This window comes from Acinetobacter sp. HZNU-JH01, assembly GCF_037996845.1.
GTDB lineage: Bacteria > Pseudomonadota > Gammaproteobacteria > Pseudomonadales > Moraxellaceae > Acinetobacter > Acinetobacter haemolyticus.
Genome location: NZ_JBBMZX010000001.1, coordinates 2,177,839 through 2,200,116 on the forward strand (window position 1 = coordinate 2,177,839; position 22,278 = coordinate 2,200,116).

General features: G+C 40.6%; 22 protein-coding genes and 1 riboswitch. Of the genes, 14 read left to right on the forward strand and 8 right to left on the reverse strand.

Features of this window, described 5'->3' with window-relative positions:
* Positions 1-59: 59 nt before the first annotated feature.
* The 6 genes from AAC851_RS10400 (at position 60) to AAC851_RS10425 (ending at position 6,507) form a co-directional block, all read left to right on the forward strand.
* Positions 60-320 (forward strand): FeoA family protein, encoded by a 261-nt coding sequence (locus AAC851_RS10400; protein WP_017394530.1) that lies wholly within the window; start codon positions 60-62, stop codon positions 318-320.
* Positions 317-2,170, forward strand: a complete 1,854-nt coding sequence (feoB, locus tag AAC851_RS10405; protein WP_075316333.1) for a ferrous iron transporter B — start codon at positions 317-319, stop codon at positions 2,168-2,170. Before AAC851_RS10400 ends, feoB begins: the two co-directional genes overlap by 4 nt.
* A 12-nt stretch (positions 2,171-2,182) precedes the next feature.
* Complete coding sequence (locus tag AAC851_RS10410) at positions 2,183-2,434, forward strand: DUF6587 family protein (protein ID WP_075316332.1); 252 nt, start codon at positions 2,183-2,185, stop codon at positions 2,432-2,434.
* A 174-nt stretch (positions 2,435-2,608) separates the two neighbouring features.
* On the forward strand, positions 2,609-3,967 hold the full coding sequence (murD, locus tag AAC851_RS10415; protein ID WP_125503108.1) for a UDP-N-acetylmuramoyl-L-alanine--D-glutamate ligase: 1,359 nt from the start codon (positions 2,609-2,611) through the stop codon (positions 3,965-3,967).
* Between the two features lie 10 nt (positions 3,968-3,977).
* Complete coding sequence (gene ftsW, locus AAC851_RS10420; RefSeq protein ID WP_005087921.1) at positions 3,978-5,171, forward strand: putative lipid II flippase FtsW; 1,194 nt, start codon at positions 3,978-3,980, stop codon at positions 5,169-5,171.
* A gap of 110 nt (positions 5,172-5,281) precedes the next feature.
* Positions 5,282-6,507 (forward strand): IS3 family transposase gene (locus AAC851_RS10425; protein ID WP_340600848.1). Its coding sequence is split into 2 segments (ribosomal slippage): positions 5,282-5,621 and positions 5,621-6,507, totalling 1,227 coding nucleotides; the frame shifts between segments, so codons are not numbered across the junction.
* Positions 6,508-6,529: 22 nt separating this feature from the next.
* Here AAC851_RS10425 and gluQRS read toward each other — a convergent pair.
* The 6 genes from gluQRS to AAC851_RS10455 form a co-directional block, all read right to left on the reverse strand.
* Positions 6,530-7,483, reverse strand: a complete 954-nt coding sequence (gluQRS, locus tag AAC851_RS10430) for a tRNA glutamyl-Q(34) synthetase GluQRS (protein WP_340600849.1) — start codon at positions 7,481-7,483, stop codon at positions 6,530-6,532.
* 2 nt (positions 7,484-7,485) lie between these two features.
* On the reverse strand, positions 7,486-8,019 hold the full coding sequence (gene dksA / locus AAC851_RS10435) for an RNA polymerase-binding protein DksA (RefSeq protein WP_005083939.1): 534 nt from the start codon (positions 8,017-8,019) through the stop codon (positions 7,486-7,488).
* A 203-nt stretch (positions 8,020-8,222) separates the two neighbouring features.
* Entirely contained in the window at positions 8,223-9,038 is an 816-nt protein-coding gene (gene cpdA, locus AAC851_RS10440) for a 3',5'-cyclic-AMP phosphodiesterase (protein ID WP_340600850.1), read from the reverse strand.
* A gap of 22 nt (positions 9,039-9,060) precedes the next feature.
* Positions 9,061-9,672: an NUDIX domain-containing protein gene (locus AAC851_RS10445; RefSeq protein ID WP_004637613.1), complete on the reverse strand. Its 612-nt coding sequence runs from the start codon at positions 9,670-9,672 to the stop codon at positions 9,061-9,063.
* A 75-nt stretch (positions 9,673-9,747) separates the two neighbouring features.
* On the reverse strand, positions 9,748-11,643 hold the full coding sequence (gene thiC / locus AAC851_RS10450) for a phosphomethylpyrimidine synthase ThiC (protein ID WP_340600851.1): 1,896 nt from the start codon (positions 11,641-11,643) through the stop codon (positions 9,748-9,750).
* Positions 11,644-11,735: 92 nt separating this feature from the next.
* Positions 11,736-11,856: riboswitch (TPP riboswitch) on the reverse strand.
* Positions 11,857-11,890: 34 nt separating this feature from the next.
* Positions 11,891-13,003, reverse strand: a complete 1,113-nt coding sequence (locus tag AAC851_RS10455; protein WP_340600852.1) for a hypothetical protein — start codon at positions 13,001-13,003, stop codon at positions 11,891-11,893.
* A 159-nt stretch (positions 13,004-13,162) separates the two neighbouring features.
* On the opposite strand from AAC851_RS10455, the gene phoU reads away from it, so the two are divergent.
* On the forward strand, positions 13,163-13,885 hold the full coding sequence (gene phoU, locus AAC851_RS10460; protein WP_004637615.1) for a phosphate signaling complex protein PhoU: 723 nt from the start codon (positions 13,163-13,165) through the stop codon (positions 13,883-13,885).
* Between the two features lie 164 nt (positions 13,886-14,049).
* Positions 14,050-14,166, forward strand: coding sequence for a hypothetical protein (locus tag AAC851_RS10465; RefSeq protein WP_100222740.1), 117 nt, complete (start codon positions 14,050-14,052; stop codon positions 14,164-14,166).
* Positions 14,167-14,804: 638 nt separating this feature from the next.
* Here the strand turns inward: AAC851_RS10465 and AAC851_RS10470 are convergent.
* On the reverse strand, positions 14,805-15,080 hold the full coding sequence (locus tag AAC851_RS10470; RefSeq protein WP_160127345.1) for an oxidative damage protection protein: 276 nt from the start codon (positions 15,078-15,080) through the stop codon (positions 14,805-14,807).
* 10 nt (positions 15,081-15,090) lie between these two features.
* Positions 15,091-16,524, reverse strand: coding sequence for an argininosuccinate lyase (gene argH / locus AAC851_RS10475; RefSeq protein WP_035374873.1), 1,434 nt, complete (start codon positions 16,522-16,524; stop codon positions 15,091-15,093).
* Between argH and AAC851_RS10480 the strand changes: the two genes are divergently transcribed.
* The 6 genes from AAC851_RS10480 (at position 16,515) to AAC851_RS10505 (ending at position 22,277) form a co-directional block, all read left to right on the forward strand.
* Positions 16,515-17,657, forward strand: a complete 1,143-nt coding sequence (locus tag AAC851_RS10480) for a sensor histidine kinase (protein ID WP_005087932.1) — start codon at positions 16,515-16,517, stop codon at positions 17,655-17,657. The genes argH and AAC851_RS10480 overlap by 10 nt on opposite strands.
* 57 nt (positions 17,658-17,714) lie before the next feature.
* Positions 17,715-18,452: a LytR/AlgR family response regulator transcription factor gene (locus tag AAC851_RS10485; protein ID WP_005087934.1), complete on the forward strand. Its 738-nt coding sequence runs from the start codon at positions 17,715-17,717 to the stop codon at positions 18,450-18,452.
* A 108-nt stretch (positions 18,453-18,560) separates the two neighbouring features.
* Complete coding sequence (gene hemC / locus AAC851_RS10490; protein WP_005087936.1) at positions 18,561-19,478, forward strand: hydroxymethylbilane synthase; 918 nt, start codon at positions 18,561-18,563, stop codon at positions 19,476-19,478.
* The gene (locus AAC851_RS10495; protein ID WP_005087939.1) at positions 19,478-20,254 is read left to right on the forward strand and encodes a uroporphyrinogen-III synthase; all 777 of its coding nucleotides are present in this window, start codon (positions 19,478-19,480) and stop codon (positions 20,252-20,254) included. Before hemC ends, AAC851_RS10495 begins: the two co-directional genes overlap by 1 nt.
* Positions 20,251-21,078, forward strand: a complete 828-nt coding sequence (locus AAC851_RS10500) for a hypothetical protein (RefSeq protein ID WP_005087940.1) — start codon at positions 20,251-20,253, stop codon at positions 21,076-21,078. Before AAC851_RS10495 ends, AAC851_RS10500 begins: the two co-directional genes overlap by 4 nt.
* A 5-nt stretch (positions 21,079-21,083) precedes the next feature.
* The gene (locus tag AAC851_RS10505; protein WP_005087942.1) at positions 21,084-22,277 is read left to right on the forward strand and encodes a hypothetical protein; all 1,194 of its coding nucleotides are present in this window, start codon (positions 21,084-21,086) and stop codon (positions 22,275-22,277) included.
* The last annotated feature ends 1 nt before the right edge of the window (position 22,278 follow it).

The window sequence follows — 22,278 nt, forward strand, 5'->3', positions numbered from 1 at the left end:
TTTGGTAATTATTCTCATTTGTCTGTATACTTGGTGAAAACGGTTTATGGTGAAATGTGGTGCGTTTATCAGCATTAAAAGTCAAGCAAACAGCGATGATTACCAAAGTTAATCGCTTAGTCGATGATACGGAACAGACAGACCTTGTAGCTGTTCGTTTAGAGAGTCTAGGCTTTGTGCCAGGTACACAAGTACAGGTGATTACCAAAGGTATTTTTGGTGGTGACCCGATCCTGATCCAGATCGGTTTTACGCGATTTGCATTGCGTAAAGCTGAAGCCGATAAAATAGAAATTCAACTTGAAGGAGCACCTGCATGAGTGATGCGTTACGTGTTGCCCTTGTGGGAAATCCGAACTGTGGTAAAACTTCATTATTCAACCATTTAACAGGAACACGCCAAAAAGTTGCCAACTACGCGGGAGTGACAGTTGAGCGTAAGGTTGGGCATTTTCAACTTCCTTCTGGGAAGAATGTTCGAGTGCTAGATTTGCCGGGCACTTATAGCTTAAAAGCAACTAGCCCAGATGAAGAAATTACCCGTGATGTTTGCCAAGGTAAAATTGCAGAAGAAGGTCATCAAGATGCTTTCTTATGTGTTGTAGATGCGACCAACTTAAAATTGCATCTGGGTTTGGTCTTAGAAGTGATCGAGCTTGGACGTCCTGTTTTAGTGGTATTGAATATGATGGATGAAGCGCGACGTCGTGGCATTCAAATCAATACACAAAAACTATCGGAACGTTTGGGTGTTCCTGTGGTGGAAACTGTTGCTGTTCGCCGTGCAGGTGTCGAAAATCTATTGCATGCCCTTGATCAAGGTAACTACAGCATTTCAAAAACTGAATTGAGCGGTTTGACGGGCGATCATCATCAAAAGATCGAAGTGATTTCTAACGATGTGGTTAAGTTTGTTGATCAGGAAGATCAGCGCACCAATTTCCTCGACAAAATTTTCCTACATCCAGTGCTTGGTTTGTTGAGCTTAGCAGTCATGATGTTTGTGGTTTTCCAAGCAGTTTTTGCTTGGGCCGCACCATTCATGGATGGGATTGAAGAATTTTTTGCTTGGGCGGGAGAGATTTTAGGCGATCATATTAGTCAACCTTTACTCAATAGTTTAGTGGTTGATGGGGTTATTGCTGGAGCAGGGAGTGTTCTAGTTTTCTTGCCACAAATTCTGATTCTGTTTTTCTTTATTTTAGTATTGGAAGAATCGGGTTATTTACCACGCGCAGCCTTCTTGTTAGATAAACTGATGTTTAAAGCAGGGCTGAGTGGGCGTGCATTTATTCCTTTGCTTTCAAGTTTTGCTTGTGCAGTGCCAGGCATTATGGCGACACGTAGTATTAGTGATCCACGAGATCGTTTTACCACGATTATGGTTGCGCCATTGATGACTTGTTCAGCGCGTTTACCTGTGTATGCACTATTGATTGCTGCCTTTATCCCAAGTCAAACCGTGTGGGGGATTTTTAACCTGCAAGGTTTGGTGTTATTTGGTTTATATATGGCAGGGATCATTAGTGCTTTATGTGTTGCCTTTGTGACAAAATTTTTGCAAAAAGATAAGTCGCAACATGCATTATTGTTAGAGCTACCAAGTTATCGAATTCCTAACTTCAAAAGTGTGGCGATCGGCCTATTAGATCGCGCTAAAATTTTCTTAAAGCGTGTGGGTGGAATTATTTTCGCTCTTTCGATTTTATTGTGGTTCTTATGTACTTTCCCTCAAGCACCTGAGGACGCAACGCGTGCCGCAATTGATTATAGCTTTGCGGGAATGATTGGGCATTTGTTACAACCAATTTTTGCTCCACTTGGCTTTAATTGGCAAATCGTCGTTGCATTGATTCCTGCAATGGCGGCACGCGAAGTTGTGGTGGCTGCGTTGGGAACGGTATATGCATTGTCTGGTGTGGATGATGATGCGATTGCTGATGGTTTGGCGAATTTAATTAGTGCCGATGGTTCAGGTTGGTCACTTGCAACGGGATTATCATTATTGGTTTGGTTTATCTATGCCCCACATTGCTTAGCTACTCTTGCGACAGTGCGTCGTGAAACGGGTTCTTGGAAACATGTGGGTGTAATGACCGCTTATCTGTTTGGGTTGGCTTATTTGATGTCTTTCTTTACCTATCAAATTGCATCTCGCATTTGGGGTTGATTGGAGTGCCTTATGTTTGAATACCTGATTGTCGCTGTATTGGTACTGTGGAGCACTGTCGTTGTATTTAAGAAAGTGTTTCCTCAAACAGCAAATTCAGCGTTTAATGCTTTATCAAGCTTGTGCCAACGTTTGGGTTGGCAGCGTTTAGCAACATGGTTAAAGCCTAAAATGGCTGTAGGCTGTGGCGGAGGTTGCGGTTGTTCAACTGATGAAGCAGACAGTAAAAAGGCAGCGCCAATACAAACTGTCAAATGGCGTTAAAAAATAAGAATTGCCCATCTTAAGATATGGGCAATTTTTTTTGCAACTTTAATGTGTTGAGCTTTTACGCACTGACACAAAAAAGAGTGAATAAAACTAAAACTGAAAAAGCATTTAAAACAGTAAAGTGCTAACATTTTTGCCATTCTGTGATCCGTAACAAATGGGGCAAAAATGTTAATACAACGTGGTGGATTAAAAGTTGTGGCTGGCTTGGGTATTTCAGGCGTATCAGCAGTAAACTTTCTGCATGAACAAGGCTACCAAGTTGCAGTCACGGACTCCAGAGAAACACCGCCAGGATGTGATCAAATTCCTGAAAATATTAAAAAAAGCTTTGGAAAGCTAGATCTGGATCTATTGCTACAAGCCGAAGAAATTATTTTAAGTCCAGGACTGGCACCCCAACTACCAGAGATCCAACAAGCTCTTGAAAAGGGTATTCCCGTTATCAGTGATATCCAATTATTACGTCGTGCAACAGATGTTCCAATTGTTGCAATTACTGGATCTAATGCCAAAAGTACAGTTACAACTTTATTTGGCTTGATGGCAAAGGATGCAGGAAAAAAAGTGGCTGTAGGTGGTAATTTAGGTCGCCCAGCACTAGATTTACTCAAAGATCAGCCTGAACTCATTGTGTTGGAGTTATCCAGCTTTCAGTTAGAAACGACCTCTCATTTGAATGCGGAAGTGGCCGTGTTGCTGAATATGAGTGAGGATCATCTAGATCGTCATGGCGATATGCTCGGCTACCATAAAGCAAAACATCGTATCTTCCAAGGTGTGAAAAAGGTGGTATATAACCGTGATGACAGTTTAAGTCGTCCACTCGTTCCTGATGTCACACCGATGCAGAGTTTTGGTTTAAATGCACCTGACATGAATCAATATGGTGTACTTCGTGAAGCTGATGGGAGCATGTGGCTAGCCCGTGGTCGTGAACGTTTAATCAAAACCTCAGATTTGTATATTCAAGGAATGCACAATGTTGCAAATGCCTTGGCATGTTTAGCGCTAGGTGAGGCGATTGGTTTACCAACGCAATCGATGTTGGAAACATTACAACAATTTAAAGGATTAGAGCATCGCTGTGAATATGTACAGACGGTTGATCAGGTGCGTTACTACAATGATTCTAAAGGCACCAATGTTGGCGCAACACTCGCGGCAATAGAGGGGCTGGGTGCTGCAATCGAAGCAAAACATGGCAAATTGGCACTGATTTTAGGTGGTCAGGGTAAAGGGCAGGATTTTAAGCCTTTGCGTAATGCGATACAGAAATACGTTAAAACTGTTATTTTGATCGGTGAGGATGCTGCCATGATTGAGCAAGCCCTACACAATACAACCCAGATTCAGCATGCGAGTAGCTTGAAGCAGGCGGTCGATATTGCCCATCAGGCAACACAAGCTGAAGATGTGGTTTTGCTTTCACCTGCATGTGCAAGTTTTGATATGTTTAAAAGTTATAATGACCGTGGTCATCAATTCGTGGCATGTGTGCATGCCTTGAATGGTAATAAAAATTAGGAATAGAATTATGGCGGATTTAGCCCAAAACACGGCGCAAAAAATTTCGCAATTATTGAGTCGTTTACCAAAACTTCCAGCAGAAATGACGGCGCGAAATATTCTTATTTTTTGCGTGATTTGTTTATTGTGCTTTGGTTCAGTGATGGTGGCATCTGCTTCGATGCCTTATGCAGAGTATATTCATGAAAATCCATTTTACTTTCTAATCCGTCACGGCATTTCTATTTGTGTGGCTGGTATCGTGGCTTTTCTAACGTATCGAATATCGCTCAATCTATGGTTTAAGAATGCCTTTTTATTGTGGTTGATCACGATTTTATTATTGCTAGCGGTTTTGGTGATTGGTACAGAGGTCAATGGTGCGCATCGCTGGATCAAAGTCGGCGGTTTTACTATACAACCAACGGAGATTGCCAAAATTGTTATGGCAATTTTTACGGCAGATTATGTGGTTCGCCGTGCTAAAGAAGTACGTACACATTGGAAAGGACTGCTACGTCTAAGTGGTGTGATGGCGTTAACGGTAGGATTCATCGTTGCGGAACCTGATTTGGGGGCAACGGTGGTGATTGTCTTGATGATGGTGGGTGTCTTCTTTTTGGCAGGCGCACCAGCGACCCAGTTTTTAATCATGTTGGGTGCGATTCTCGCTGGCATCAGTGCGTTGATTATCTTCGAACCGTTCCGTTTTCAGCGATTGATTTCATTTACTAACCCTTGGGCTGATCCTTTGGGTGTTGGATATCAGTTGTCTAATGCTTTGATGGCTTTTGGGCGTGGGGAATGGTTTGGAACGGGTTTAGGACATAGTGTACAAAAACTGTCTTATTTACCTGAAGCACATACGGATTTTATGTTGGCGGTATTGGGTGAGGAGTTTGGTTTTGTTGGTGTAACCTCAGTGATGATTTTGTCATTCACCATGCTTGCATGCTGTATCAAAATTGGACACCGTGCATTACAGCATAACTACCTACGTGCGGGTTATTTGGCTTATGGAATTAGCATTATTTTCTTACTGCAAATTTTGGTTAATGCAGGTATGAATATGGGCCTTATGCCAACCAAAGGTTTGACATTGCCGTTCATTAGTTATGGTGGGACATCTTTAATGATGTGTGCAGCGATGATTAGTTTGATTCTAAAAATTGATGCCTCGACTCAAGAGCATAATCCTGTCAAAGAAGAGTCGAACTTCTAGTTGTTCTGAGCTAGGATCGAAACTAGAAAGCCCTTAATTCGAATAAGGGCTTTTTTTATTATTTATTTGTCCCGTCCTGAAATAAGTTTACCCCTTAAGAGGCTTATTTTATGGAATATGATAAAGAACAACGAGTTAAACGAACACAACGAGATTATAGTTTTGCCTTTAAAATGCTGATTGTCCATGAGGTAGAAAAAGGGCAAATCACTTATAAACAAGCTCAAGCAAAATATGGTATTCAAGGAAGATCAACTGTGCTTACATGGTTACGTAAGTACGGACAACAAGATTGGACTTCTAAAGCTATGCCTTCCACTTCAAAACGCCAACTCACCCCTCAACAACGCATTCGCCAGTTGGAAAAACAATTAGCCGCAGAAAAGCTAAAAACTGAATTTATCCAAGATGTGATTTATCACATAGACAAAGAATGTGGGAGTGATCTTGGAAAAAAGTATACCGAGCACGTTTCAAAGATTGGCAAGCCCAAAGAAGACTAAATGTCTCACGTTATTGTGAGTGGATAGGAATCACCCGACAGGCTTACTATCAATCAGAAAAACGTGCTCAAATCAAAGCTCAGGAAACCCAGCAAATACTTGAATTGGTTATGGAGTATCGTTATTTGATGCCAAGTATCGGTACGCGTAAACTCTATTGGCTGATCAAACCAAAATTGCTAGAACAAGGACTGAAGTTTGGTCGAGATCAGTTATTTAAGGTATTAAAAGAGAATGATTTATTGATACGCCCTAAACGTCGCTATACCAAAACTACAGATAGCAAACACTGGATGAAGAAACATCCTAATTTATTAAAGGATTATTCTCCAATACGGGCAAATGAAGTCTTTGTTAGTGATATTACCTATGTTGAAAGTGCAGAGGGTGTGCATTATCTATCACTTGTGACAGATGCCTATACCCGACAAATTAAAGGTTATAAGTTATCAAGTGATATGCGGGCAGAGAATGTTGTACAAGCCTTACATATGGCAATGAAGTCTATAAAAGATAGAGCAACAACCCTGATTCATCATTCAGATAGAGGTTCTCAATATTGCTCTGAATTATATCAATCGGCACTACAGCATTACGGTATAAGTCCCTCGATGACAGATGGAGGAGACTGTTACCAAAATGCTTTAGCAGAGCGAATCAATGGCATACTCAAACAGGAGTTCTTAACTACACGATGTAAAACGATGAAGGAGTTAGACCATTTAATTTCGGAATCTATAGTGATTTATAACTGCTACAGACCGCATTTAAGTTTAAATATGATTACTCCTAATCAGATGTATGAGAAAGCGAAAACCGAGCTAATTGCTTAACTCGGTTTGAAATGAAATACTGTCAATCTATTTCAGGACGGGACAATTGATATACACCAGAAAGATAAATACCGTGTGGGATGAGATTCACATCCCATTGTTGTATTGCTTGCTGAAGCATAATATTTGGTTGGTCGAGATCGACATGGGGCTGACCGAGTGCCAAAATGGCATGTTGTAATAATTCAGGCGCTTTTGAAAGTTCAAGCGGTTGAGCCATATTCTGCTTTGATAGTTTTTGGCCTTGATCATTCATTGCTAATGGCAGATGCATATACTGCAAAACTGGATAATTCAGCACCGAAGCTAACCAGATTTGTCGTGCTGTGTTATCTAGTAAATCTGCGCCTCGAACAACATGGGTAATCCCTTGTAAAAAATCATCAACGACAACAGCGAGTTGATAGCTAATAATGCCATCACGGCGTTTTAATATGAAATCGCCTAAATCATGTTGAAGGTTGGAGCATTGTTGACCTTGTAGGCGGTCTTCAAAACAGATGCGTTGATCAGAGACTTTTAGGCGAATAGCTTGTTGGGCAAAATCTAAGTTAAGCTCTCGACATGTACCTGCATAAATATGGTTCGAGCCGAGAATTTTCCGTGTGCACTGACATGCATAAATCGCGTGAGTTGTTTTGAGTTGTTCCAAAACCTGTTCATAGTACGCTAAACGATCTTTTTGAAATATTATCTCGGCGTCAGGTTGGAACTGGAAGGCATCGATACAAGCAAGAATATGCGCTTCGCTATTTGGATAGATGCGAGGAATGTCAGTATCTTCAATACGAACCAACCATGTCCCCTGATTGGCTTTAGCATCACAGTAACTCGCGACTGCGGTGAGCAAAGATCCAAAATGTAAAGGACCAGTAGGGGATGGGGCAAATCGACCTGAGTAGCGAATCAGCGAAACATCGTTTCGCTGATTCGCAAGAGCCGAGCTGTGCTCGGCTAGAGCATTCTCAACAGTCACAATTATCCGTTGTTTTGCTTTTCTTTGATTTCAGCCAAAGTTTTGCAGTCAATACATTGGGTCGCAGTTGGACGCGCTTCTAAGCGGCGTAAACCAATTTCGATACCACAAGTTTCACAGAATCCATAATCACCCGCTTGAATTGCTTCAAGTGATTGTTCGATCTTGCGAATCAGTTTACGTTCACGATCACGTGTACGTAATTCGATGGCAAACTCTTCTTCTTGTGTTGCTCGGTCATTGACATCAGGTAATGCTGTTGATTCATCTTGCATGGTATTCAAGGTACGATCAACTTCAGACATTAACTCAGCTTTCCACGCATCTAAAATTTGGCGGAAATGTTCAAGTTGCCCATCAGACATGTATTCTTCATTTTTCTTTGGCTGATAAGGTGCGATACCAAATAAACTTGCAGTGGTTCCACCTTCCGCAGCCTTGGCTTTGGTTTTACGCACACGTTTTACAGGCGCTTTTTGCTCATCAATCACTTCGGTTTGTTCATCCAAGACTTGATTTTGGTTGTCATTCGCCATAAAGGGCATTCCTCATCTTACACGTACTATCTATACGCAAAAAATATGGTGCTATGCAAGTGTTTTTATAGAAACCTGCGATGGTTTTTTCCATCAGGGGTCGTCATCATATAGAGTTTTTTCGCAAGATGGTAGTCATTCATGTCTAGATTTGGTGAGAAATCATCGATGTGATTTGTAATCAAAAGTTTAACAAACCACCGTTAATCATAACCCAATACCTCAGAGCTGCTCATGCGTTCAGAGGTTTTTAAGCGGTATACTTGTGTTTCCAACTCACCATTGGCTTTAAGGCAAATATAACGATAACCTGGATGTTCTTCATCCAATGCAAATTTTTCACTTCTTGGTTTAAATTGAATGCATGTTGATGGCGTTGATAAAAATTCAATCCCTTGCCACTGATGAATCGCATCTTGATGAACATGTCCACAAACGATGGCTTTGATATTGGAAAAGGGTTTAACGGTTTCCAATAAATCAGAGGCATTTTTTAGTTTATGTTGATCGATCCATGCAGATTGCATAGCAAATGGATGATGATGACAAGCAAGAATCACATAACGATCATGTAGTTTTAATAATAATGTGTGAAGTTGCTTTAGTTGTGATTCGGTTATTTTTCCATCAATACGCTGGGGTTGTGCGCTATTTAATAAAATAATGACCCATTTCCCAAGTTCAATCACGGTAAGTTGTGTTTGATCCACTTCGTGAAAAGGAAAATGTGCGACGTCATCATGATTGCCTGGTGTGTGGAAAAAAGGAATTTCCAAACTTTGCATATGCTGGATATAGCGATTGTATGTTACAGGTGTTGGTGTTTGTGCCAAATCACCTGTATGCACGATCAGATCGATTTGAGGATGTTGTTGACGCATCAAGTCAATTACTGCATGAAAGCTTTGTTCGGGTTGCATACCAACGAACTCTAAATGCGGATACTCCAATAAATGTGTATCAGTAATCTGTATCATCACAAAATCTTGTTGTGATGAGGTTGAGACTTGGTAGGTCACCGTATTTAGCCCCTCAGACTTGTTATCGTTGTTGTATATGTTGAGCAAGCCATTGTAATGCCATGATTACAGGTGCATTTCTCAACCGCCCGTTATTTAATAGTATGTTTAATTGGGAGTAATCAAATAAATGAAGTTGAATGTTCTCACCTTCATCCGCTACCCCAAAAACACCCCCATCCTTAGGTAATTCAACTTCTGCTACATATAAATGAAAAAGTTCAGAGCAAGCTCCTGCAGACGGGTAGAAGCTAAATAAATGTTTTAATGTTGTGATGTCACATCCAGATTCTTCTAATGCTTCTCGACGAATACAGCACTCCGGAGATTCATCGCCATCAAGAACGCCTGCTATGACTTCAAGTTGCCATGCAGATACCGTATCGTTGATCGCACCAATTCGAAATTGCTCGATCAGAGCGAAGCGTTGTTGTGCGTCATTGTATAGTAAAACGCCAGCAGCTTCAGGTCGATGAATTAATTCTCGTTGAATGACAGGTGAATACTCTAATCGATGAAATAATCGATGTTTGAGGCTCACTTTCTCTACTTGAATGAATCCTCGATATAAAAACGTTCGAGATTCTATCGTAACGTCGGAGGCTGAATAGCTGGCGTGGTCAAGAATATTCATCTTCAATCAGGATGAGATTGTACATATCTCATCCTAACCGAGAATGTTTCGCAGGCAAATCTTTTTTTAGTTGATTTACACTTTGTGGTACAATTTTTGACCATGTTCCTGATAAGCGGTTTTCATCGCATTGAGACCTGCTTCAACTTCTGTGTCGGCATCATTTGATTGTTTGGCATTGCGTTGATTTTGCGCATAATCTCGCACATTTTGCGTGATTTTCATCGAGCAGAACTTAGGGCCACACATTGAGCAGAAGTGTGCTGATTTATGTGCCTCTTTTGGTAGTGTTTCATCATGCATACTGCGTGCGGTATCAGGATCTAGGCTAAGATTGAACTGATCATCCCAACGGAATTCAAAACGTGCTTTAGAGAGGGCATTATCACGGACTTGCGCACCTGGATGACCTTTGGCTAAGTCTGCTGCATGTGCTGCAATTTTATAAGTAATAATTCCATCTTTAACATCTTTTTTATTCGGTAAGCCCAAGTGCTCTTTCGGTGTCACATAGCACAACATCGCTGTGCCATACCAGCCAATCATTGCTGCACCAATTGCAGAGGTGATGTGGTCATAACCTGGGGCAATATCTGTGGTCAGCGGTCCAAGTGTATAAAATGGTGCTTCTTTGCAGACTTCAAGTTGTAGATCCATATTTTCTTTGACCATGTGCATTGGCACATGCCCTGGCCCTTCGATCATCACTTGTACGTCATGTTCCCAAGCGCGGTGGGTGAGCTCTCCTAAGGTTTTCAGTTCACTAAATTGTGCTTCGTCATTGGCATCTTGAACACATCCAGGTCGTAGTCCATCACCTAAGCTGAATGAGACATCATAAGCTTTCATGATTTCGCAAATTTCATCGAAATGCGTGTATAAGAAGTTTTCTTCATGGTGAGCCAAACACCATTGCGCCATAATTGAGCCGCCACGAGAGACGATTCCTGTTAAGCGATTGGCCGTCATTGGAACATAACGAAGTAATACACCTGCATGGATAGTGAAATAATCGACGCCTTGCTCGGCTTGTTCAATCAAAGTGTCCTTAAAGATTTCCCACGTCAAATCTTCGGCAACGCCATCGACCTTTTCTAAGGCTTGATAAATTGGAACAGTACCAATTGGAACAGGGGAGTTGCGGATAATCCACTCACGCGTTTCATGGATATTTTTGCCTGTTGATAAGTCCATAATGGTGTCGGCACCCCAACGAGTTGCCCATGTCATTTTTGCAACTTCTTCATCAATCGATGAACCGAGTGCAGAGTTCCCAATATTGGCATTAATTTTTACTAAAAAATTGCGACCAATAATCATGGGTTCACATTCGGGATGGTTAATGTTGGCCGGAATAATGGCGCGTCCTGCTGCAACTTCTTGGCGTACAAATTCAGGGGTAATTTCTCTTAAATTTTGTGCCCCAAAGTTTTGGCCTGGATGTTGACGCATATCAACATCTTCACGTTGGCGTTGGTTTTCACGAATTGCAATATATTCCATTTCAGGCGTAATAATGCCTTGTTTGGCATAATGCATTTGCGTGACATTTTTACCTGCTTGTGCACGACGTGGATTTTGGATGTGAGCGAAACGAATTTCAGCAGTACGAATATCTTTTAAACGTGCTTGACCAAACTCAGAGCTCAGACCCGTTAAAACATCAGTATCGTTACGTTCTTCAATCCATTTTTGGCGAATCGAAGGTAAACCTTTGTTTAAATCAATTTGTACATTTGGATCAGTATAGACCCCAGATGTGTCATATACCATGATTGGGGGATTGTATTCACCGCCTAAGCCAGTGGGTGTTTCTGTTAAGCTGATTTCACGAAATGGAACTTGAATGTCTGGGCGAGAACCTTGGACATAAACTTTTTTGGATGCAGGTAAAATACGAGTTAAATCTTTAGCATCTTGCTCATGTTGAGCAGAGATATCAGCTGGAGAAAGATTCGTTAATTGGTTCATGGCATGATCCTTATGTTATGGCATTAACGAATCAAGCACGACCAAAAACAATGGCGGATTTATCCTTCAAAACGTGGATAAAACGGAGCTAGGTTTTTGCTGGGCTTGATTCCTACGCAGGTGTTAACCTGATCAGGTTCAACGGTACTCATATTTAAATCATGTGATTATTATGATCTCAGCAGTTGATTAACTGCGCTCCGTCAAGCTATGTATTAGATTATCAGATTTAAAAAAAAATGCAGGATTAATTCCACTTATGTCTAAAACAAATTGCATCTGTATAACAATCGCGTGAAGTATTCCAATCTCGAGGTTTAATATTTAGTGCCAAACGTAATTGTTCATGTGCAATTTGTTGTGGATGCTTTTTATGGCCATATTCATCAAATAATTCAATGGGTTGAAGTTTGAATTTTTCTTGACGTTGTTCTGTGGGGGTCTTTATAAAGCTGAGGAACTTTTGGGCTTTTTTGTTTAGCTGAGTATTGTGGTTTTTTGCGAGAAATTTAATTTGCTGAAGTGCATCTTCATCAATCCACGAATCTGTGGTGTAATTTTCGGATACAGGTGTATTATCCAGGCCAAAGAAAATAAAATTACTATAATCTTCAAATAGTTTTTTGGCATCAGGGGTGAAATATCCTTTAGGATATTTTTGGACATATCGTTCCCAAAATAACGCTCTTTCAACTAATTCCTGCCAAGAGATTGTTAATGATGCATCTCCAAAAGTGGGATCACGATTGTCTTTTGCCATGCGTTGAATAAAATCTTGTTGATCTTTGGGTAAAGTAGAAGCAAAAATATCAATTACATATTGTGGTTTACGGTGAAATTCAAATACACCTTCACTTAATGCCTGTAGATGGATATACGCTTGTTGTTGATGGTTAAATAAATATTGATCACGTGGGGCAAGTCCTCTAAATAATGTAATATCCCCTTGAACAGGTTCGTTTCTATCTAACTGTTCCCATACATTTTCATTATCTAATAAGCTGATTGTATATTTCTCAAAATGAGGGTAATAACGTGTGTAATACTCTTTAGTTTGTTGATGCCCTTCTAAAAAACGTTGATACATTTCTGTTGAGCTTTCTAACCACTTTAATTGTTGAGCATTTTCTACAGTGGCAATACATTGTTTGAGTTGAACGTTAATTTGGTTTAACGCCTCAATAGCGCTGTGATGGTCAATTTTCTGCATGATTTGATCTATTTTTTGACACTCTTCTTGAGAAGTTATTTTTTTTGCAGCTTGTTGGGAAGTCAGTTCATCTTCATTTTGGTGTGGTATTGGTTTTTGGCAGCCTAATAATAAAAGACTGCTCATAATAAAAAAAATAAAAATATGCATAAAAAGTTCTTGGATATAAGTTGTTATCACGGCATGATTATAAGGTTATAGAGATAGAAGATGAAATCTAATAGATAGATAGATAGACTGTCATAAAAACTTCATCATTGTTATGTTTTAATCATGCATCATTTTCCATGTGTCTAATGGAGGCATTCTGTGAGTCCAAGTAATCCTGTGTTAAGTCATCATATTTCTTCACAATTTAATGAAGACTTACAAGATGTACATACCAAATTTATGAGCATGGGGGGCTTGGTAGAGCAACAGGTAGCCAATGCCATCCATTCTTTATTAGATACAGATGCCAATCTCGCGATTGACGTTCAGTTTAAAGACAATACTGTCAATCAGCTTGAGCGTGATATTGATGAAGGTCTAACCTTGATTTTGGCACGTCGTCACCCAGCTGCGATTGATTTGCGTATGGTCATCGCAATGAGTAAGGCCAATACTGACTTGGAGCGTATTGGGGATGAGGCTGCAAAAATCGCACGTATTGCTCAAAACCTATGTGAAGAGGGTGAGTCTCCACGTGGTTATATGGAAACACGTCATATTGGAAACCAAGTACGTGTCATGATCCATGATGCCTTGGATGCTTTTGCACGTTTGGATGTAGATCAAGCTTTGAAAGTTGTGATGGCAGATGTTGATATTGATCGTGAATATCAGTCAGCAACACGGACATTGATGACTTATATGATTGAAGATCCACGTCATATTTCACGTGTGATGAATGTAATGTGGGTATTACGCTCTTTGGAGCGTATTGGTGATCATGCACGTAATATTTCTGAACAAGTGATTTATATGGCAAAAGGGACCGATGTTCGTCATACCAGTATCGAAGAAATAGAACAAAAAGTTAATCAAAAATAATTTTATTTGATCTGCCTGAACTCTATTGTTTACCAGTTTTGTAGGGATGCCTCTACCTGATCGTAGAGGCATTTCTGTTATAGTTTTTTGAAAAATTCTGTGTCTATATTTTAACGGATGGGTCATTCAAAATGGGATTAATCTCATTTGAAGGTGTGACCGCGATGCGCTTTTTAAAAAAGAATAACTCCGCAAGTTTTGTTTTTTTAATTATTACGCTCTATGCTTTTCTTGGCTTTGCGATTGGATTCGTAATCTGGGAATATTTCTTAGTGAGCTAAATGATACATAAAAAAATCCCAGACTTCGGGGGAAAGTCTGGGAGAGAAATATCATACTTCGGTGAGATCTCTAAGGGTCTCTTTGTCCTTCTGTATTAACTATAAGGGTGATCCGGAGTTGTGTCATGTAGACAAGTGTGTATGCTCTGTAAGACTTTATTGCTAATGTAAATATCACGTAAAAAAGAGAGCGAATTTGCTCTCTTTTTCAGTTGCTTACAGGTGTCTTCTTCGTGTCTTACAGAAAACTAAAGCGTTGCTTTCCTGTTTAACTCGAAGCATAGCTTCTCGCCTTGCGCAAGGGCAGAGCCTTAAAACGATGTTTTAAGTTTGCTTATCCTTGCACTCCGAGCATAGCTCTCCGTCTTGCGAAGTTAGATTCTTTTCGATTACAGCCTACGCGGACTTCGTCCTTGTCTTGCAGAAAATTAAAGCGTTGCTTTCCTGTTTAACTCGAAGCATAGCTTCTCGCCTTGCGCAAGGGCAGAGCCTTAAAACGATGTTTTAAGTTTGCTTATCCTTGCACTCCGAGCATAGCTCTCCGTCTTGCGACACAGGCAACGATTATTAATCGTTGCTTTCCTGTTTAACTCGAAGCATAGCTTCTCGCCTTGCGCAAGGGCAGAGCGCTGCTCTGCTTATCCTTGCTCAGGCTTCCAGCCTTCAGCTTTTTCTACGCTTTCGTCATTGTTAAAGAATTTCTCACGTTGTTCTTCAAGAAACTTTTTAGCTTCAGGTTCAAACACATTTAAGCGCTTTTCATTAATCAATGTAGTTTGGTGCTGTAACCATTCTTGCCAAGCTTGTTTGGAAACATTTTCAAAGAACTCTTGCCCTTTCGCACCAGGAAATGGTGCGAAATCTAGACCTTCAAGCTCTTTTTGATATTTACGGCAAAATACTTGTCGAGTCATTATGATGTCCTTATGCGTAAAGCTGTTCTAAGCGAGTGTGGGCACGAGTAATTGCTGCTTCAACCTGTCTTGGTGAGGTACCACCAATATGATCACGTGCATTGACAGAGGCTTCTAAGGTCAATGCTTGATCGAATACATCAGCACCAATTAAATCCGAGAATTGTTGAAGTTGCTCTAAGGTCAATTCCGATAAGTCTTTTTCTTCCGCAACACCTAAAGCGACTGCTTTACCTACAATTTCATGTGCGTCACGGAAAGCAACACCTTTTTTAACTAAGTAATCAGCAAGGTCTGTCGCTGTTGAGAAACCACGGAGTGCAGCTTCACGCATCATCTCAATATTTGGAACAAGTGCAGGAATCATATCTGCAAATGCCATCAATGAACCGCGAACTGTATCAATCGCATCAAACAAAGGTTCTTTGTCTTCTTGGTTGTCTTTGTTATATGCCAAAGGTTGACCTTTCATCAGCGTCAATAGGCTAATAAGATCGCCAAACACACGACCTGATTTACCACGGATCAGTTCAGGAACATCTGGGTTTTTCTTCTGTGGCATGATCGATGAGCCTGTACAGAAGCGATCAGGAATGTTGACGAATTTAAATTGTGCTGAAGTCCATAAAATCAGTTCTTCTGACATGCGAGATAAATGCATCATGATCAAAGAGGCAGCGGCATTAAATTCAATCGCAAAATCACGATCCGAAACGGCATCTAATGAGTTTTCTGAAACAGACTCGAATCCAAGTAACTCTGCTGTATACGCACGATCAATTGGGTAAGTTGTTCCTGCTAAAGCTGCTGACCCCAGCGGCATACGATTAACACGCTTGCGGCAGTCTTGTAGACGCTCTGTGTCGCGGATTAGCATTTCAAACCAAGCCAGCAAATGATGACCAAAAGTCACGGGTTGAGCCGTCTGAAGATGGGTAAAACCAGGCATGATCGTGTTGGTATTCTTGCTTGCAAGTTGCAAAATACCTTGTTGTAGACGCTGTAAAATTGTCAAAATATCATCAATTTCATCACGCAAATATAGGCGAATATCAGTTGCAACTTGGTCATTACGGCTGCGGCCAGTATGTAGTTTTTTTCCTGTAATGCCGATACGTTGAGTCAAGCGAGACTCAATATTCATATGCACATCTTCTAAATCAATACGCCATTCAAACTCGCCTGCTTCAATTTCTGCTTGAATTGTGGTTAAACCTTGAATAATGTCATCACGTTCAGCTTCAGTGAGAACACCCACTTTAGCAAGCATGGTTGCATGTGCGATTGAACCTGCAATATCTTGCTTATAAAAACGTTGGTCAAATTGCACAGATGCGGTAAATTCTGCAACAAAAGCATCTGTTGCTTCTGAGAAGCGACCGCCCCACATGCCAGAGGTTTGATGAGGGCTTGCTGAAGATGAGGATTGAGAAGATGTGGTCATGGCGGCTCAGTAAAATAAAAAAGAGTATAGCAAATCCAAACGCAGTTGCCGAAACTCGTGCGAAGAAGTTATCGCAATCACGTTCATTGAATCCATCAGGCTCCTATTTTTTTACGAAAATTGGGCAATGGCAATACTTATTAGAATTAATTGTTGCAAGTAATGTTCTGGCGATGGTGTTGGCTTTGGCCGAAGCGCAGTCGTGGCAGGCATTGCAGGGTATTCGTGTCTTGCAATATATGTTTTTTATTAATTGGGTGATTTTGTCTTTTGCTGCATTGGTGGATTACTTCCAAGCTTTTTTTTCTAAATTTAGTCAGAAAACCGCTTTAACTTTGGGTTTTATTCTGTTGCAGCTGATTGTTTTTTCAACCACCTGTGCAGTAAATGTGATTCAGTATTGGACAGTACGCTCAGGTGGCTTTAATGAACAGATCTTATTCCATGGTGTGGGATTGCATTTGAGTTATGGTGTCTTGCTTGGTGCATTTTGTTTACGTTATTTATATATGCGCGAACAATGGTTGAATCAGCAATATAGTGAATTGAATGCTCGAATTCAGGCGATGCAAGCACGTATTCACCCCCATTTTTTATTTAATAGTTTAAATAGCGTGGTGAGTCTAATTAGTATTGATCCTGACAAGGCTGAAAATATGCTGATCAGTTTGTCGCGGTTGTTTCGAGCAAGTTTCCAAGAGCTTAAATTGGTCAGTTTGGCCGAAGAAATAGATTTATGTCAGCAATATCTCAGCATTGAAAAAATACGTTTGGGTGAGCGTTTAAAAGTCGAATGGAATATTCAAGCCACACCGATTGAGCTAAAACGCGTTACGATTCCCTTATTAACATTGCAACCCCTGCTGGAGAATAGTATTTTTCATGGGGTAGAAAGGGTATTGCAGCAGTCAACCATTACGGTATTGGTTGAAATATTGCAAAATCAAGTCAGTATAGTCATTACTAACCCTTATTCTCGCGATACAATAAAACCGCGGAAAGGAAATGGTATTGCGATCGAAAATGTTGAACAACGTTTGAAAGCGTATTACGGTCAAACTGTAAAATTTCAAGTGTATGGCGGCACATCGTTATATACCGCTGTGGTGAATTACCACTACCGAGTAAAATAATAAGTCGAGTTAACCATAAAAAATATGGATGAAGTTAACAGTGACAAGGAGAAATGGATGAAAGTCCTCATTGCTGATGATGAACCACTTGCAGTAGAGCGCTTATCACGTTTGGTAACTCAAATGGGACACGATGTCGTGGCAACCGCGCATCATGGACAAGATGTGTTAAGCCAGATAGAACAAACTTCACCTGATGTGGTTTTGTTAGATATTCAAATGCCAGGCATGAATGGTTTAGAGTGTGCAGAACAATTGCGCCATTTAGATCCACGACCTGCTGTTATTTTCTGCACGGCTTACGATCAGCATGCATTGGAAGCATTTAAATTTCAAGCACAGGGCTATTTACTAAAACCTGTCGCACAAGAAGATTTACAACAAGTATTTCAACATTTAACTCAACTAACCCAAGCACAAATGACGGGTTTACAATTAGAAGATATGGACGATTCCAAAACCCAGCGTCACCAAATTGCTGCTAAAACGTATCGCGGCGTCGAGTTAATTCCATTAGAGAATGTATATTATTTTCTAGCGGATCAGAAATATGTGACCGTTCGCCACAAGAATGGCAGTGTGTTGGTTGATGAAACATTAAAAGATCTGGAAAATGAGTTTTCAGATCGTTTTATTCGTATTCATCGTAATGCGTTAGTCTCTCTAGATTATTTAGAAGGTTTAGAGTTGGTGGCTGCGGGGCAATATCAAGTCCGTCTACGTGAGTTGGATGAGCGTTTGTCGGTGAGTCGTCGACATCTACCGAGTTTAAGAGAATGTATGCACCAGCTATAGAGGTTGTTTTACCTGAGCTGAAAGATTGTTTGTGATTTTTTACTTGCAATTTTAGATGATCAAGTTAAGTTGGGAGCAATTGCTTTAATCAATGCTTGACGTAGATTTATGAAAACTCTAAAAATTGCGACTCGACAAAGTCCTCTTGCACTTTGGCAAGCGGAGCATATTCGTTCTCGTTTAAACGCACTTTATCCAGATTTAACTGTTGAGTTGGTTAAGTTTGTCACGCAAGGTGACAAAATCCTCGATACGCCATTAGCCAAAATTGGTGGTAAAGGCTTATTTGTGAAAGAACTGGAAGCCGCGTTATTAGATGGTCGTGCTGATCTGGCTGTGCATTCTATGAAAGATGTGCCGATGCATTTACCTGATGGTTTAACTTTAGCCGTTATTTGTGAGCGTGAAGATCCTTTAGATGCCTTTGTGTCGAATCAGTATGCGCGATTTGAGGATTTGCCGCAGGGTGCAAAAGTTGGAACTTCAAGTTTACGTCGAAAATGCCAGATTTTGCAGCAACGTCCAGATTTAGAAATTGTTGATTTACGTGGCAATGTGGGAACGCGGTTATCAAAGTTGGATGATGGTTTATATGATGCGATTATCCTCGCCAGCGCAGGTTTAAAGCGTTTAGGTTTGGCTGATCGGATTCGTCATTGTTTGGCTCCTGTCCTTAGCTTGCCTGCGGTGGGGCAAGGGGCATTAGGTTTGGAATGTCGTGCAGATGATGAAAAGCTTTTGGCATTGATTCAGCCCTTACAACATGAAGAAACCTCGATTTGTGTGCGTGCGGAACGTGCCCTAAATGCTTATTTGGAAGGGGGGTGCCAAGTGCCAATCGCAGGTTATGCCACTATAGTCAATCATCAATTACGGATTGAAGGCCGTGTTGGGAGCGTTGATGGAAAGACGTTACTTAAAAAACAATTGATTGGTTCAACGGATCAAGCTGAACAGTTGGGTGAGCAACTTGCACAAGATTTATTGGATCAAGGTGCAGGTGAATTATTGAAAGCCCTATATTAATGCGATTTATTAATACTCGCCCGCAAGATCGTGCAGATCGCTTGACTCAAGCGATGCAGGATGCGGGTTATCAAGTAGAACACTTACCCTTATTAGAGCTAATTGCTGTGCCTCTTTCTGAGGAGTTGCAGCAACTATATCAGCAATTAGATCAGGTACAGGTGATTGTTGTTGTCAGCCCAACAGCGGTTGATATCGGAATGAAGTATTTGATCAAGTCTGGGTTGAACTTGCATCAGCTCGCACATATTCGCTGGATTGCGGTAGGTCAGGCAACAGCTAAAGCGTTGGCCCAGTTTGGTATTCAAAGTGATGTACCTGAGGTGGAAAGCTCAGAAGGCATGTTGGATCTTCCTCTTTTAAAGCAACAGAACGATTTGCAGAAAATTGCTTTTTGGCGAGGATTAGGTGGGCGTCAGTTTATGATGCAGCAATTACAACAGCAAGGCGTCAAAATTGCGAACTTTGTGCTTTACCATCGGCAATGCCCTCAACAAAGTGTGTTTGAATTCCCTCGTTTATTAGAAAAAATGGAACTTGATCAACCAGTCGCGGTGCTGATAAGTAGTGAGGCGAGCTGGAAAAATTGGCTTCAACTTTGTGCACAAAATCCTTGTAAGCAGAAATGGGTGTATTTGGTGTTAGGTGAGCGTTTAACTGCTATTTTAAATCAAGCGCAACATAGTTTAGGCAATACAATTAACATTATTCAGCTTGAAAATTTATCTGCATCGGAGATTATTCAACGCATGAGCGATTGGCGAGGGGCGGTATGAGAAAAATTGTCTATTTAATATTATTACTTGGCTTAGTGTGGTTGGTTAAGCTCAGTTATGATATGGCTCAAAATGCTCAGACGATTCCTCAACTGCAACAGCAACTTTCGCAAACTGAACAACGTTATGCTTTATTGAATGATCAGTTAGTCGCATTACAGCGTCAGTTACAAAGTAGTAGCCCAGAAACACCTTCTGGTTTAAATATGTCTCCAATGGTCATTACTGGTGTAGCACCCGTGATTTTGATCCAACAACAACTGCAACTGGTTCAGTTCGCGCTAGATCAACAACAATTTATTTATGCTTTGGAGCATTTGACTCAAGTTCAACAGCAAGTGCTTCAATCGAGTCTGGCGCCTGCACTACAACACAGTTTGCTCAAAGCGATTGAACAAGATAAGCAGTCAATTCAACAATTCGTTTTGACTCAAACACAGCAACAACAACAACTTGAAGGTTTATTGCAAGAATTGGATCAGCGGATTCAAAAAGAAATACAAAATCCTCAGTTGAAAGCTACAAAAGGCGAATCTTCAATATGGCGGCATTGGTTTAATTTGGAAAAAGTGCAGCGCAATCCACCTGACTTAGTGCATCGTAATCTTACTTTGAAAGAGGCGCAATTACGGATGTTACTTGCGTCAGATGCGTTACATCGTGGTCAGCAGGCTGAATACAGAAAATCAATTCAAGAAGTGATGCAATTGCTGGCTGAACTACCAGATCAGAATAGCCAACAAATGAATCAACGTCTTGATAAGATTTTGCATTTACCAACAGTAGCAACGCCGAAACTGATTACACTCGGGTTAGTGGGGTAAGCACAATGAAACATTTGTTGCTTCGTTATGTGTTGATTAGCTTATTCTTATTCGCAATTTTTGCGGTTTTGAGTTATGGCTATGGGCATGGTTATGCTTATCTCTATTGGCGTGATTGGCAATTACAAAGCAGTGTTTGGGGCTTAATTGCATTATTTATTATTATCAGTTTGTTGGCACAATCATTTTGGTTATTGGGTAAACGCTATTTTGTACGTGAACAACGTAAAAAAGAAATAGCCCTCCATTTTAAGGATTTGCATCCTTATGAGCAATTAGGTGTTGTTTGGTTGTTGGATGCGGCTAAAGATCAACAGGTTTTTATTGAACGAGTGTATGCCCAATCAGGCTTGTTAAACCACATTGTTGCCGCCCAATTTGATTATAAAAATGGGAATTATGACGCAGCTTTGCAGCACTTGGAGCAATCGGCGCCGGTCGCGTTTGAATTGGCTGAATTGCAACGTATAGATATTTTTTTAGCGCAACAACAAGAAGAAAAAGCACTCACGCATTTAGAGTTTTTGACTCAACATCAATTATCTCCTTGGTTACTTCAAATCGAAACGGCTTATCAACAGCGTATCACTGCTTTATGGGGGAAATTGGCATTACAACGTCCGTGGTTGTTCCTGCAAGCAACGCAATATGGTTTGCTTGATGCTGAACATCGAGATCTATGGTTGCAGCAATTGCTGATTAAGTTTGATCAGGCATCCGTGGATGATTTAGCGGCATTGCAGCAGCGTTATTTAGCCTTGCAGAATGAAATACAGACTCGCCCATATACGAGTAAGGTGTTGTGGCTTAAATTATTGGCTCGAATGCCTGAGATGAGCATACAACATGAGCAATTGGCTTTGCATTTATTACAAGAGCATTTTGATCCGGAAGTATTTTATCTCTGGTTTCAACAGCAACTCCTGAAGCAAATCCCAGATTATGCTGATGTAGAGCAACGTATTTTGCTGTTTGAGCAACGTTATGCGGGTGTGCCGATGTTAAGTTTTGCTAAATGGCATATTTATGTGGCGACAGACCGTCAACAGGAAGCTGAGCAGTTATTAACTTTATATCCTGATAATATATTAATGAGTTATTTAAGGATTAAGTCAGTCCTAGGGGATAATTTTGATTTAATCAAACAGTTGAATTTAATATTTGAAAATGATGTTAATTTTCTGAACTTTAAGCTGTGAG